Origin of the sequence: Mycoplana sp. MJR14, from assembly GCF_029210525.1 — a bacterium.
GTDB lineage: Bacteria > Pseudomonadota > Alphaproteobacteria > Rhizobiales > Rhizobiaceae > Mycoplana.
Map to the genome: position 1 here is coordinate 17,838 of NZ_JARGEO010000009.1, position 13,948 is coordinate 31,785.

The 13,948-nt window shown below is 67.0% G+C and carries 11 protein-coding genes; 3 read left to right on the forward strand and 8 right to left on the reverse strand.

The genetic code is table 11. The features are described from left to right. Positions 1 to 30 precede the first annotated feature (30 nt). The 6 genes from tdh to dnaG all read right to left on the reverse strand — a co-directional run bounded on the left by tdh (position 31) and on the right by dnaG (position 8,603). The gene (gene tdh / locus P0086_RS18920) at positions 31 to 1,065 is read right to left on the reverse strand and encodes an L-threonine 3-dehydrogenase (RefSeq protein WP_148152003.1); all 1,035 of its coding nucleotides are present in this window, start codon (positions 1,063 to 1,065) and stop codon (positions 31 to 33) included. Between the two features lie 189 nt (positions 1,066 to 1,254). Next, positions 1,255 to 2,442 carry a glycine C-acetyltransferase gene (locus P0086_RS18925; RefSeq protein WP_275788357.1) on the reverse strand — a complete coding sequence of 396 codons (1,188 nt, stop codon included), beginning with the start codon at positions 2,440 to 2,442 and terminating at the stop codon, positions 1,255 to 1,257. Between the two features lie 81 nt (positions 2,443 to 2,523). Further along, positions 2,524 to 3,807, reverse strand: coding sequence for an EAL domain-containing protein (locus P0086_RS18930; protein WP_275788360.1), 1,284 nt, complete (start codon positions 3,805 to 3,807; stop codon positions 2,524 to 2,526). A 271-nt stretch (positions 3,808 to 4,078) separates the two neighbouring features. Next, positions 4,079 to 4,528 carry a GFA family protein gene (locus P0086_RS18935; RefSeq protein WP_112611111.1) on the reverse strand — a complete coding sequence of 150 codons (450 nt, stop codon included), beginning with the start codon at positions 4,526 to 4,528 and terminating at the stop codon, positions 4,079 to 4,081. 58 nt (positions 4,529 to 4,586) lie between these two features. After that, positions 4,587 to 6,461 (reverse strand): DNA helicase RecQ, encoded by a 1,875-nt coding sequence (gene recQ, locus P0086_RS18940; protein WP_275788363.1) that lies wholly within the window; start codon positions 6,459 to 6,461, stop codon positions 4,587 to 4,589. 141 nt (positions 6,462 to 6,602) lie between these two features. Beyond that, complete coding sequence (gene dnaG, locus P0086_RS18945; RefSeq protein ID WP_275788366.1) at positions 6,603 to 8,603, reverse strand: DNA primase; 2,001 nt, start codon at positions 8,601 to 8,603, stop codon at positions 6,603 to 6,605. A 201-nt stretch (positions 8,604 to 8,804) separates the two neighbouring features. Between dnaG and P0086_RS18950 the strand changes: the two genes are divergently transcribed. Then, positions 8,805 to 9,689: a hypothetical protein gene (locus P0086_RS18950; protein ID WP_275788369.1), complete on the forward strand. Its 885-nt coding sequence runs from the start codon at positions 8,805 to 8,807 to the stop codon at positions 9,687 to 9,689. A gap of 87 nt (positions 9,690 to 9,776) precedes the next feature. Here P0086_RS18950 and P0086_RS18955 read toward each other — a convergent pair whose 3' ends face one another. Beyond that, positions 9,777 to 10,226, reverse strand: coding sequence for a GatB/YqeY domain-containing protein (locus P0086_RS18955; RefSeq protein ID WP_112594328.1), 450 nt, complete (start codon positions 10,224 to 10,226; stop codon positions 9,777 to 9,779). A gap of 338 nt (positions 10,227 to 10,564) precedes the next feature. Between P0086_RS18955 and carA the strand changes: the two genes are divergently transcribed. Next, on the forward strand, positions 10,565 to 11,782 hold the full coding sequence (carA, locus tag P0086_RS18960; RefSeq protein ID WP_345799318.1) for a glutamine-hydrolyzing carbamoyl-phosphate synthase small subunit: 1,218 nt from the start codon (positions 10,565 to 10,567) through the stop codon (positions 11,780 to 11,782). A gap of 7 nt (positions 11,783 to 11,789) precedes the next feature. After that, on the forward strand, positions 11,790 to 12,338 hold the full coding sequence (locus P0086_RS18965; protein ID WP_148652630.1) for a GNAT family N-acetyltransferase: 549 nt from the start codon (positions 11,790 to 11,792) through the stop codon (positions 12,336 to 12,338). Here P0086_RS18965 and P0086_RS18970 read toward each other — a convergent pair. Next, positions 12,335 to 13,735 (reverse strand): MATE family efflux transporter, encoded by a 1,401-nt coding sequence (locus tag P0086_RS18970; protein ID WP_275788374.1) that lies wholly within the window; start codon positions 13,733 to 13,735, stop codon positions 12,335 to 12,337. The two genes, P0086_RS18965 and P0086_RS18970, sit on opposite strands and share 4 nt — an antisense overlap. Positions 13,736 to 13,948 lie beyond the last annotated feature (213 nt).

Here is a 13,948-nt window from a genome sequence, read left to right on the forward strand (position 1 = left end):
ACACGGGCCGGGACCGCGGACCTTCCTTGCTCACCAGTCCATCACGACCTTGCCGGAATTGCCGGACCGCATCGCCTCGAAACCGTCCCGGAACTGGTCGATGCCGATGCGGTGGGTGATGATCGGCGAAAGGTCGAGCCCGCCCTGCACGAAGGCGATCATCTTGTACCAGGTCTCGAACATCTCGCGGCCGTAGATGCCCTTCAGGGTCAGCATCTTGAAGATGACCTTGTTCCAGTCGATGCCGAAGCCGTCGGGCGCAATCCCGAGGATCGCGATCTTGCCGCCATTGTTCATCGCGTCGATCATCGAGCGGAAGGCGGGCGGCGCACCGGACATCTCGAGCCCCACGTCGAAGCCCTCGGTCATGCCGATCTTGGCCATCACCGCGTTCAGGTCTTCGCTCGAGGCATCCACCACGTGGTCGATGCCGACCTTGCGGGCAAGCTCGAGCCGCACCGGATTGATGTCGGTGATCACCACCTTGCGGGCGCCGGAGCGCTTGGCCACCATCGCCCCCATGATGCCGATCGGGCCGGCACCGGTGACGAGCACGTCCTCGCCCACGAGGTCGAAGGACAGCGCGGTGTGCACCGCATTGCCGAATGGATCGAAGATCGCCGCGACCTCGTCCGGCACGTCGTCGGGGATCGGCACGACGTTGTGCTCGGGAATGCAGACGAACTCGCCGAACGAGCCCGGCCGGTTGACGCCGACGCCTTGCGTGTAGTGACAGAGATGGCCGCGCCCGGCCCGGCAGTTGCGGCACTTGCCGCAAACGATGTGCCCCTCGCCGGACACCCGTTCGCCGACCTTGTACTTGGTGACGGCCGATCCGATCTCGGCGATCTCGCCGACGAACTCATGGCCGACCACCATCGGCACCGGAATGGTCTTCTGCGCCCAGTGGTCCCAGTTCCAGATGTGCACGTCGGTGCCGCAGATCGCCGACTTCTTCACCCGGATCAGCACGTCGTTCGGCCCGACCTCGGGGACCGGGACGTTTTCCATCCACAGACCGACCTCGGGCTTCGATTTGACCAGCGCGCGCATCATGTTCGACATGGCTTGTTCCTCATTCTTCCTTCAAAGGGGCCCCTCATCCGCCTGCCGGCACCTTCTCCCCGCGGGCGCGGAAAAGGGACCAAGCTGCAGCCTCTTCTTCCACACCGACGGCCTTTCGAGGCACGTCCCCTCTCCCCGCCTGCGGGGAGAGGGTGAGGGTGAGGGGCAAAGCGGCAAGGCTAGCCCCTTTCAGATCACACCCAGTTCCCGCCCGACGTCCGCAAACACGGCGATCGTCTTTTCGACGTCCGCCCGCGAATGCGCCGCCGACATCTGCGTGCGGATGCGGGCCTGCCCCCTCGGCACGACGGGGAAGGAGAAGCCGATCACGTAGACGCCCTTCTCCAGCATTTTCGCCGCCATCGCCTGCGCCAGCGCCGCGTCGCCGAGCATGACCGGGATGATCGGATGCCCCTCGCCCGCGAGCGTGAAGCCGAGCTTCGTCATTTCGGTCCGGAACAGATCGGCGTTGTCGGAAAGGCGCTTGCGGAGTGCATCGCCGTTCTCGATCAGGTCGAACACCTTGAGCGAGGCGGCGGCGATGACCGGGGCGAGCGTGTTGGAGAAGAGATAGGGGCGCGAGCGCTGGCGCAGCCAGTCGACCACCTCGGCCTTCGCCGACGTATAGCCGCCCGATGCGCCGCCGAGCGCCTTGCCGAGCGTGCCGGTGATGATGTCCACCCGCCCCTCGACGCCACAATGCTCGGCCGAGCCGCGGCCGTGCCGGCCGACGAAGCCGACCGCATGGCTGTCGTCGACCATGACCATCGCGCCGTACTTCTCGGCGAGGTCGCACACACCGCCGAGATTGGCGATGATGCCGTCCATCGAAAAGACGCCATCGGTGGCGATCAGCTTGAAGCGGCTGCCCTCGGCCTTCTTCAGCTCCTCCTCCAGTGCCGCCATGTCGTTGTTGGCGTAGCGGAAACGCTTGGCCTTGGAGAGCCGCACGCCGTCGATGATCGAGGCATGGTTGAGTGCGTCCGAGATAATGGCGTCGTCTTCGGAAAGCAGCGTCTCGAACAGGCCGCCATTGGCATCGAAGCAGGAGGAATAGAGGATCGTGTCCTCCATGCCGAGGAAGGACGAGATCCGCGCCTCCAGTTGCTTGTGCTCTTCTTGCGTGCCGCAGATGAAGCGCACCGAGGCCATGCCGTAGCCGTAGCGGTCGAGCGCGGCCTTCGCCGCCGCCGCCAGTTCCTCGCTGTCGGCGAGCCCCAGATAGTTGTTGGCGCAGAAGTTCAGCACGCGCGAACCCGAGGCGACCTCGATCGTGCCCGCCTGCTTGGAGGTGATCACGCGCTCGGCCTTGTAGAGGCCGGCGGTCTTCAAAGCCTCCAGTTCGTTGCGCAGATGGGAAAGGAATTCGGTGCTCATTGGGGTGCTCCGGTCATCGGGATGGCGGGGTTCTAGCACGTCCGCTTCCGCCATGCAGCCACCATCATGGCGATCGCCCCCTTACCCCACAAGCGCCTGCGTCGGCGTGGCAATGCGCTCCTCCAGCGCCGCCAGCGGCACCGGCCGCCCGAAATAGTAGCCCTGGAATTTCCGGCAGCCGCAGGACAGCATGAACTGGAACTGCTCCTCGGTCTCGATGCCCTCGGCCAGTATCTCCAGGCTCAGGTCGTGGCCCATCTTGGCGATGTTGCGAGCCAGCGAGGCGCCGCGGCCGCTCTCGGTGACCGCACGGACGAAGCTGCGGTCGATCTTGAGCTGCTGCAGCGGAAGCTGGCGGAGGTGGCTGAGCGAGGAATAGCCGGTGCCGAAATCGTCGAGCGCGATGGCGATGCCGGCGCGCTCCAGCGCCTTCATCGTCTTCACCAGATCCTCGATGTCGGCGACGAAGATGCTTTCGGTGAGTTCCAGCTTCAGCATGGCCGGCTCGATGCCGTAGGCCTCCAGCGTCCCCGTCACCAGCGCCACGAAATCCGCCATCCTGAACTGGTCGGCGCTGACATTGATCGACAGGACGAGCGTGCTGGTCGCGGCGTTGGCCCTCCAGCCCGAGAGCGTCTGCGCCGCCTCCTTCAGCACCCAGCTCCCGAGCCGCGGCATCAGGCCGGCCCGCTCCGCCGCCGGCACGAACTCGTCGGGCGAGACATAGCCCCGCTTCGGATGCTTCCAGCGCAGGAGCGCTTCCGCACCGACGACCGCGCCCGCCTGGTCCACCTGCGGCTGATAGAAGAGCTCGAACTGCTCGTCGTCCAATGCCGCGCGCAGCTCCCGCACCATGTTGCCGTCCAGCGTGAACTCGCGCTGAAGCAGCACGATGCCGCCGCCGAGCAGGACGACGACGGAGACGACGTTGATCCAGGCGGTGACGCCGCGGACCGTGTCCGGCAAGGGCGTCGCGAAGGCAAAGGTCATGGGCGAACTGGAAAACACGACGAATCCGGCGACGCAGAGCACGATCATTGCGAGCTGCAGCCTGCCGCGGTCCCGCCCGTAATTGGCATAGCCGGCAAGGGCGATGACGAGGAAATAGAAGTGGCACACGCGCGGCACCGCATCGCTCGGCACGTCGAAGAGCAGCGAGAACAGCACGACGAACAGAGCGCAGACGAACTGGGCGGCGAGATAGCCGGTCGAGAAGTTCCCACGGCTTGCCGCCTCCCAGCAGGCGGTGATCACCAGCATCAGGAAGCCGTCGAGAAGAACGAGGTGCCAGTTGCCGACGATGGCGAAGATCGGAAGCCACAGGGCGGTGAAGACGATGCCGACCGGCAGTGCCGCCTGGCACACGAGCAGGAGATGCTGCGAATGACGCGCGGCCGGATCGGTCGAAAGGCGATTTCGGATATTTTTGAATATGTTAATGGTCATTGGAAAAGAAACTGATTTGAGGGCCGCTCGATATCACAGCCGCTCGCATCAGTGTCCGGCACATCCAACGATCGTTAACGGACGGTTGCGCCTCAGGGAATTCAGCCGGAGTCGCAGGCCGCCGGCGCGATCGCCGCCCGCTTGCAGCGACGATCTCCAGGCGCGGCCGGCTCCGGCGAATGGCGCGCGCTCAGCGCGCGGCGAATTCGCCGACCAAGCCCTCATAGGCCTCGAACGGCGGAAACCTCTCGAAGCTGTGGACCGCCGGCGTTGCCGCCCAGGACAGCTTCTCGCTCGTATAGGTTTCGATGAAGGGAACGAACCAGCTCGTATCCTCCAGCATCGTCGGCCGGACATTGACGAAGAAATCGATCCCCTTCGGCCGGGTGAACATCCAGGTCATGCAGTGCGGGCAGAAATGGTGCCCGGCCTCGGCATTCGCGCCGGCGACGACCGGCTCGCCCTCGACCACGGCAAACCCTTCCGTCGGAATGGCGGCGCTGAGCGAATAGGCGCTTCCCGACATGCGCTGGCAGCCGGTGCAGTGGCATGCCATCGTCAGGAGCGGCGGCGCGCTGATCTTCAGCTTGACGCGTCCGCAGCGGCAGGCCCCATGCCAGGGCAGTTTCCATTCGCTCATCGCTCTTCTCCCTTTCCTGGCGACCGCTGTCGCCCCTTTCCCGGTTCGTCCCCGGTCCTCATGCACCCTCGACGTAATCCTCGATCACCGCCAGGAACTGCTTGCCGAACCGCTCGCGCTTGCTCTGGCCGATGCCGGGAATGTCGAGCAGTTCGTCCCAGTCGCCCGGCCGCTCCTTGGCGAGCGCGATCAGCGTGGCGTCGGGAAAGACCACATAGGGCGGCACGTCCAGCTCCTTGGCGATCGACAGGCGTTCGGCGCGCAGCCTTTCGAACAGCTCGCGGTCGGAGCCGGCCAGCTCGGCGCGTTCGCGCCCCGATGCCGACTTCTGTCCCCTTCCCGCCCGCGCCGGCGCCGGCCGGTCCTTGCGGAAGCGCACCTCCCGCTCGCGGCGGAACACCGCCCGCGCCTCCGGCTCCAGCTTCATCGCCCCGAAGGCGGCGTGGTCGATGCGGATCAGCCCGGCGGCGAGAAGCTGGCGGAACACCGACTGCCAGGTGCGCCCCGGAATATCCTTGCCCGCCCCGAACACCGGCATGCCGGTGTGGCCGAAGCGCTCGGTCTTCTCGTTCACGACGCCCATCAGCACGTCGATGACATGGCCGGTGCCGAAGCGTTCGCCGGTGCGGTAGACGGCGGCGAGCGCCGTGATCGCAGCCTCCGTCCCGTCCCAGGTCTCGACCGGGTTGCGGCAGGTGTCGCAGTTGCCGCAGCCGCCGGGATGGGCCTCGCCGAAATGGGCGAGGATCGCCTGCCTCCGGCAGGAGACCGTCTCGCAGATGGCGAGCAGCGCGTTCAGCTTGGCGCGCTCCACCCGCTTGACGTCTTCCCCCGCGTCGCCTTCGTCGATCATCCGTCGCCGCTGCATCACGTCGGCCATGCCGTAGGCCATCCAGACCTCGGAAGGCAGCCCGTCGCGCCCCGCCCGGCCCGTCTCCTGGTAGTAGGCCTCGACGGAACCGGGCAGGTCGAGATGGGCGACGTAGCGCACGTCCGGCTTGTCGATGCCCATGCCGAAGGCGACGGTCGCGACGAGGCAGAGGTTCTCCTCCTTCAGGAACGCATCCTGGTTGGCGTCGCGCACCGCCCTGTCCAGTCCGGCATGGTAGGGCAGCGCCCGGATCCCCTGGGCGTCGAGCCAGGCGGCCGTATCCTCCACCTTGGCGCGCGACAGGCAGTAGACGATGCCGCTCGCGTCCTTGTGGCGCGACAGGAAACGCAGGAGCTGCTGGCGCGGCTGGTCGCGCTCGACGATGTCATAGGCGATGTTCGGCCGGTCGAAGGAGGTGGTGAACACCTTCGCCGCGCCGAGCGACAGCCGCTCGATGATGTCGTCGCGGGTATGCGGGTCGGCGGTCGCCGTCAGCGCGATCCGCGGCACGCCCGGATAGCGCTCGGCGAGCCGGTCCAGCGCCCGGTACTCCGGGCGGAAGTCGTGGCCCCACTGGGAGACGCAATGCGCCTCGTCGATCGCAAACAGCGCGATGCGGGCCTTGCCGATCAGCTCCGCAAAGCCGTCGGTGACGATCCGCTCGGGCGTGACGTAGAGCAGGTCGAGCTCGCCGGCCCGCACCGCCCGCATGACCGCGCCCGCCTCCTCGCGCGACAGCGCCGAATTCAGGGCCGCCGCGCGCACGCCGAGCTGCTTCAGCGCCTCCACCTGGTCGCGCATCAGGGCGATCAGCGGCGAGACGACGATGCCCACGCCGTCGCGGCAGAGCGCCGGGATCTGGAAGCAGAGCGATTTTCCGGCGCCGGTCGGAAACAGCACCACCGCATCGCCGCCCGCCGTCACATGCTCGACCACCGCCTGCTGCTTGCCGCGGAAGGCATCATAGCCGTAGACGCGCTTGAGCACGTCGAGCGGGCGCGCGCCGGCGGAGAACAGCCGGTCGGTCGAAAAGGGCGGGTCTTGTCTGTCGGTACGGTGCATCGGGCCTCTTTCGGGAATCGTCGGGGCATCATCACCAGGCGGCCGGTCGATGCAAGGGCGGCGGGATGCGAAACCGGATCGCATGGGGCTCGTCCGATCCGGCCTGCCCCCGAGCGAGAAAACGGAGACCGCCGACCGTCCCTACCCCTTGGCCGGCCCCTTCACCCGGCCGGACATGACGCCGAAGCCGTCGATGATCGCTTCCTGGTTTTCCATCCGCTTCGTCTCCATCTGCACTTCCTGCAGCGCCCGCAGGATCTGCGGAACGCGCTCGCCGTCGCCCTCCTCGGTCGCCTCCGCCAGCTCGCGCTCGAGCTCGCGCCGCTGCCAGAGGAGCGCGCGTGTGCGCTTGTGCAGCGCCATCGCCTGCAGGTAGCCCTCGCGGGCGTCGCTGGGCGCGGCCTCCTCCGTCGCCGTCCACAGGCGCGAGTTGCGGATCTGCTGGTCGAGCGCCTTCAGCATCGGCTCGAAGCCGGATGCCTCCAGGTCCTCCACCAGCCGCTCGCGCGTCAGCCGTTCGCCCATGCCGGCGGCGATGCCGAGCACGGCCGACCAGAAGCGCTGCAGGTCGCGATTTTCGAATTCGATCGCCGAGACCTCGTCATATTCCTCGAACAGAAGCTGCGGCTGGTTGACGATCGTCAGCGCCAGCACGCTCTCGCGCAGGGCCGGAAGTTCCTGGGCGCCGCGCACCAGCGTCGAGCGGGCGAGCCGGTCGGAGATCGTGGCCGGCGTGGACGAAGGCCCGCCGGCAGGCGCGCGCCCGCCGCCCTGGCGTCCCTGCCGCCCGCCGAAGCCGCGCCGTTCGCCGCCCTGGCGCGACGCCGGCTGGAAGAAGGCGTTCAGCCGGTCGCGCATGTCCTGCTGGTAGTGCCGGCGGACGTTCTCGTCGGCGATGACCGATACGAGCTGGCGCAGCCGCGCCTCCAGTTCCGCCCGGCTCTCCGGCGTCTCGTAGCTGCCGCCGCCGGCCTCCCGGGTCCAGATCATCTCGGCGAGCGGCCGGGCGCCGGCCAGCACCTTGTCGAACGGCGCGCGCCCCTCGTGGCGGACGAGGTCGTCCGGATCCTTGCCGTCGGGCAGAAGCGCGAAGCGGACGGTGCGGCCCGGCCGGATGTGCGGCAGCGCCAGTTCGGCGGCGCGATGGGCGGCACGGATGCCGGCGCCGTCGCCGTCGAAGCAGAGGATCGGCTGCGGCGTCATCTTCCAGAGCAGGTCCAGCTGGTTCTCCGTCAGCGCCGTGCCGAGCGGGGCGACGGCGTTCTCGATGCCCGCCTGGTGCAGGGCGATGACGTCCATGTAGCCCTCGACCGCGATGATCGTCCCGCCCGCGCCCTTCTCGTCGGACGCGCCTCCGCGGCCGGCACCCTGCGCCGCCTTGCGGGCGCGGGCGAAGTTGTAGAGCACGCTGCCCTTGTGGAAGAGTTCGGTCTCGTTCGAGTTCAGGTACTTCGCCGGCGCATCCGGCGACATGGCGCGGCCGCCGAAGGCGATCACCTTCTCGCGCGAGGACAGGATCGGGAACATGATGCGGTCGCGGAAGCGGTCATAGGAGACCGGCACGTTCTCGTGCACGACCAGCCCGCAGGCCTCGATCTGCTCCTTCAGCACGCCCCTGGCCGCCAGGTGCTCCTTCAGGCCGTTGCGGCTCTCCGGGGCATAGCCCAGCCGGAACGTCTCGATCGTCCGTCCCGTCAGGCCGCGGTCGCGCAGGTAGGCCCGTGCCCTGGCACCGGCTGCCGACTGCAACTGGTCCTGGAAATAGGCGGTCGCCATCTCCATGACGTCGAGCAGCGAGGTCCGTTCCTTCTCGCGCCGCTCGGCCTGCGCGTCGGGCTGGGGCATCGGGACGCCCGCCATGTCGGCGATCTGCTGGACCGCTTCGGGGAAATTCAGCCCGTCGAGCTCGGTGAGGAAGCGGAAATGGTCGCCCGACACGCCGCAGCCGAAGCAATGGTAGCGGCCCTTGCGATCCTCGCAGTGGAAGCTCGGCGACTTCTCGCCGTGGAAGGGGCAGCAGGCCCAGTAGTCGCCGCGCGAGACGTTGGTCTTCTTCTTGTCCCAGCTCACGCGGCGACCGACCACGGCCGAAATCGGCACGCGGTCGCGAATCTCGTCGAGAAACGAAGGGGAAAAGCGCATCTTTGAACGTGGTCTCCGTCGCCGCCGTCCGGGCGACCCAGCCCTTATAATGATTGGCGCGGACGCGCGCCACAAGAGTCGGGCTTTCAACAGGCAATCGGAACCGGGCGCATATGCGGACAAATTAGCTAAAGGTCGAAATTGACAGTTGCGCCGCTTGGTGGCGAAGAGGAAGGCAATGCCAATTTCGGAAGGAACGACATGCCGATCGCCGCCGCGGCCCTGGAAACACACCCCCGCTTCTTCTTCGCCTTCCGCCAGGGTGCGCGGCTGCTCCTGGAAATCTACGACGCCGATCCGCTGCTGGCCGGCCTGTTCTCGTCGCAACAGCGCTGGCTGATGAGCCATGCCGCCTTCGCGCTCGCCTGCTCGCGGGATCCCGAGGACCCGTCGAGCGGCCTCTATGCGGCGCGCTTCATCAGCCTGGTCGTCGAAAAGCAGGTGGCGAGCAAGAACACCGCCGCCGATTTCATCCAGGAGATACTGGCCAACGGCTTCGTGCGGGTCGTCGCCGGCCACGAGGACCGCCGCAGGAAGCCGCTGCAGGCGACCGAACTTCCAGACCGGGCGATGTCGCAATGGCTCGAACTGCACCTGGCCGGCCTCGACGGGATCGACGGGGGAACGCGCGTGGAGACCTACCGCTCCGACCCCGGGCTGCAATACCGCCTGCAGCCGAAGATCGCCGAGCGCATCCTGGTCGAACGATCGGTCCGCACCCAGGGCCCCGCCTTCGACCTCTTCACCTGGGCGAATTTCGGCGGGCTCATCCTCGACCTGCTGATCGCCGAGGTGAACCCCGGCATCGAGGGCGCGGGGTTTGCGAACGATAGGCTGCCCGCCGGCAGGCTGTCGCTGACCGAGACGGCCCGTCGCTTCACGATTTCGCGCACCCATGTCGTCCGCTTGTTCGGCAAGGCGGCGGAACTCGGCGACATCGGCTGGAGCGGCAGGCGCGGCGAGAGCGACATCTGGATCTCCCGCAGGCTCCTGCAGCAGTACTGGCGCTACCAGGCGGCCAAGCATGCGCTGGTGGACGAAGCCTTCGAGGCGGTGGTGAACGGCGGGTCCGCGCGCACGGCCTGAGGCCTGTCACACCCTGCAGACGGCAGAACGCCGCGGACCTGCCGCGGCGTCTCGCTTGCCGATGACCGGGAAGACCCCGCCGTCAGCCTATTTCAGGAGGTCCTTCACCACGCCCGAGGCCTTGGCGAAGTCCATCTGCCCGGGATAGCGCTCCTTCAGGGCATTCATGCACTTGCCCATGTCGCGCAGGCCATGGGCGCCCGTGTCCCGGATCACATCGGCACACAGGGCCTTCACCTTGTCCTCCGACAGCTGCTCGGGCAGGAATCCGTTGATGACGGCGATCTCCTCGCGCTCGTGCTGGGCGAGCTCGGGGCGGCCGTTCTCCGCATAGATGCGGGCCGATTCCTCGCGCTGCTTGATCATCTTGGCCAGAATCTGGCGGATGCCGTCGTCATCGACGGGATCCTTGCCCGCGCCGCGATTGGCGATGTCCCGATCCTTGATCGCAGCCTGGATCAACCGTACGGTCGAGGTCCGGCGCGTATCCTTGCTCTTCAGAGCGTCCTTGAGGCATTCTGCGAGTTGCTCGCGCATTGTTTTTCTCCGCTGGACCGCCTGCCGTTGTCGGGCGCGGCGGGTCCGCATTTTGTCGACTGTTGTCCGTCTGTTCGTGCGCTCTCATAGACCAGCAAGGCCGTCGCAATCAAATTGATTGCTTAAGCCATTGATTTTGAACAGCGAAAATTCGATGCAATCCACAGCCGGCAGGTTGACCCGGCTGCGTGCTTTGTCTATTTTCCGGCACCTGCACGAAATTTGCATGTGGTGGCCTTGCCGCGGATTTTCCGCGTGCCCACGTCTGCGACATTAAATGGCGCCGGAACCCCCGCCTTTCAAGGCGGGCCGCTCCGCGCGCCGGAAAAGGGATGACCATGACCTCGACTGCCCCTTCGACCGCCCCGTGGACCTCCGAAAAGCCGACCGCGCTGCTCGTTCTTGCCGACGGAACGGTGATCGAGGGCAAGGGCATCGGCGCGACCGGCAAGGTCCAGGCCGAAGTCTGCTTCAACACCGCGCTGACCGGCTACGAGGAAATCCTCACCGACCCCTCCTATCTCGGCCAGATCGTCACCTTCACCTTCCCCCACATCGGCAATGTCGGCACCAACGACGAGGACATCGAGGACCTGACGCCGGCCGCCCGCCACGGCGCCGTCGGGGTGATCTTCAAGGCCGACATCACCGACCCGTCGAACTACCGCGCCGCCAGGCACCTCGACCAGTGGCTGAAGGCCCGCGGCATCATCGGCCTGTGCGGCATCGACACGCGCGCGCTGACCGCCTGGATCCGCGAGCACGGCGCCCCGAACGCGGTGATCGCCCATGATCCGGCCGGCGTCTTCGACCTCGAGACGCTCAAGGCGGAAGCAAAGGCCTGGAGCGGGCTGGAGGGCCTCGACCTCGCCAAGGTCGCCTCCTCCGGCCAGTCCTCCCGCTGGAGCCAGGAGCCCTGGGTCTGGAACGAGGGCTTCGAGGATCTTTCCGAGGCGGATGCGAAGTACAACATCGTCGCCCTCGATTTCGGCGTGAAGCGCAACATCCTGCGTCTCTTCGCCGGTCTCGGCTGCAAGGTCACCGTCATGCCCGCGACCTCCAGCACCGAAGAGGTGCTGGCGCAGAAGCCGGATGGCATCTTCCTGTCCAACGGCCCGGGCGATCCGGCAGCGACCGGCGAATATGCCGTTCCGGTGATCCGCGACCTGATCCGGACGGACATCCCGATGTTCGGCATCTGCCTCGGCCACCAGATGCTGGGCCTCGCCGTCGGCGCCAGGACCGAGAAGATGCACCAGGGCCACCACGGCGCCAACCATCCGGTCAAGGACCACACCACCGGCAAGGTCGAGATCGTGTCGATGAACCACGGCTTCGCCGTCTCCTCCGAAAGCCTGCCGGCAGGCGTCGAGGAGACCCACGTGTCGCTGTTCGACGGCTCCAACTGCGGCCTGCGCCTCACCGGCAAGCCGGTCTTCTCGGTGCAGCACCACCCGGAAGCCTCGCCCGGCCCGCAGGACAGCCACTACCTCTTCCGTCGCTTCATCAACCTGGTGCGACAGAAGAAGGGCGAAGAGGCGCTCGCCGAGCGCTGAGCCCGGCATGCGTCCCGCCTTCGACCTTGCGCCCGAACTGACCGGCGAGACGCTGCATCTGCGTCCGCTCCGGCAGGACGATTTCGAGGCCCTGCATGCCGCCGCGAGCGACCCGGCCACCTGGGCCGGGCATCCCGCGAGGAACCGGCATGAACGGGACGTCTTCCGCGGCTATTTCGATTTCCTCCTTGCAAGCGGCGGCACCCTCGCCATCATCGACCGCAGCCGCGGCCGGATCATCGGCTGCTCGCGCTACTACGCGCCACCCGACCGGCCGGACGAGATCGCCATCGGCTTCACCTTCATCGACAACGCCTACTGGGGCGGAGCGACGAATTTCGAATTGAAGCGGCTGATGCTCGGCCACGCTTTTTCGAGCTTCGACACGGTCTGGTTCCACATCGATCCGACCAATCTGCGCTCGCAGAAAGCCACCGGAAAGCTCGGCGCGGTTCACGCCTATGATGCGACGCTCGACCTCTCGGGGACGCCGGTGGCATGGATGTGCTTCCGGCTCGACCGGGATGCGTGGGAAACCCGCGCCGGCGGTCGCTAGAACGCGCCGACGGCGGCGGCGTCCAGTTGCCGGCTGCGTGCCTCGAGCCGGTAGAACCGCCAGCACAGCATGACCGCCGCTGCCGTCAGCCCGCAGAGGAAGCCGAGCCAGACGCCGATGCCGCCCAGGCCGAGCGGGAAGGCGAAGGCCCAGGCGCACCCGAAGCCGATCGGCCAATAGGACAGGATGGCGAGCAGCATCGGCACCCGCGTGTCCTTCAGGCCGCGCAAGAGACCGGCGGCGATCGCCTGCAGGCCGTCGACGAGCTGGAAGATGCCGGCGATGACGATCAGCGGCCCGGCATAGGCCAGCACCGCCGCGGCCTCCGGGGACTGGCGGTCGAGGAAGATGCCGGCAAGCTGCCTCGGGATCGCCGCAAACAGCGTAGTGCCCGCGATCGCGATGCCCGTCGCCACGATCATGCAGGCGATCGCCGCCCGGATCACGCCCTGATGATCCCCGCGCCCATGGGCCACGCCGACCCGGACGGTGGCGGCCTGCGCCAGCCCGTAGGGGAACATGAAGGCGATCGAGGCGAACTGCAGCGCAATCCCGTGCGCGGCGAGCTCGATCGTGCCGATCGAGCCCATCAGCAGCGAAGCGGCCGTGAACAGGCTGACCTCGGCGATGATGGTGAAGCTGATCGGCAGGCCGAGATGGAGCACCTCCCGGAATGCCGGCCAGTCGGGCCGCCAGAAGCGGACGAAGAGCTCGTAGCGGTGCATCTCCGGGCGGCTCTGCACATAGGCGACCATCAGCACGAACGACAGCAGGTTGACGCCGAAGGAGACGTAGGCCGCCCCCTGGATCCCGAGCGCAGGCAGGCCGAAATGGCCGAGCACGAGCCCGTAGGCGAAGATGGCGTTGAGGACGAGGATCGTGATCGTGATCCTGAGGATGACGCCGGCCTTGCCGACCGCACTCGCAAGGCCGCGCAGCGTCATGAACAGCAGCGCCGGCGGCATGCCCCAATGGGCGATCGCCAGATAGTCCCGGGCGAGCGCGGCCACCTCGGGCTTCTGGCCGGCAAAGAGCAGGATCTGCTCGGCATAGGAGAAGATCGGCGCCGTCAGCAGCGAATAGAGCAGCACCACCCACATCCCCATGCGCACGGAACGGCGCACCGAGACGACGTCGCCCCGGCCATAGGCCTGCGCCACCATCGGGATCACGGCGGTGGCAAAGCCGGAGCCGAAGATGAAGATGGTGAAGTAGAACTGGCTCGCCAGCACGATCGCCGCCAGATGCGCCGCCCCGAGCCGGCCGAGGATGACGACGTCGGTCGTGTGGATGCCGAGCTGGGCGAGCTGCGCCCCGATCAGCGGAATGCCGAGCGTGAACGTCGCCCGGAAATGCGCCGCCCAGCTGTTGTCCTGCCGCTTCACGATCATGTCCATGATGTCTTCCGCCTTTCGACCGCTTCCGAACACATCGGCGCGCGGCGATCAATCCAATAGAATTGATCCATCCATCAAAAGTGCCTGATGGCTGCGAAAATCGCCCGGAATCTGCGTTTGCGATCGACAATTGGACGGAAAAACGGGCGCATTCTCCCGAATTTCGACCGAGATCGGGAAAAATGCGAACATCTCCGGCCGGGCGCCGCAGGA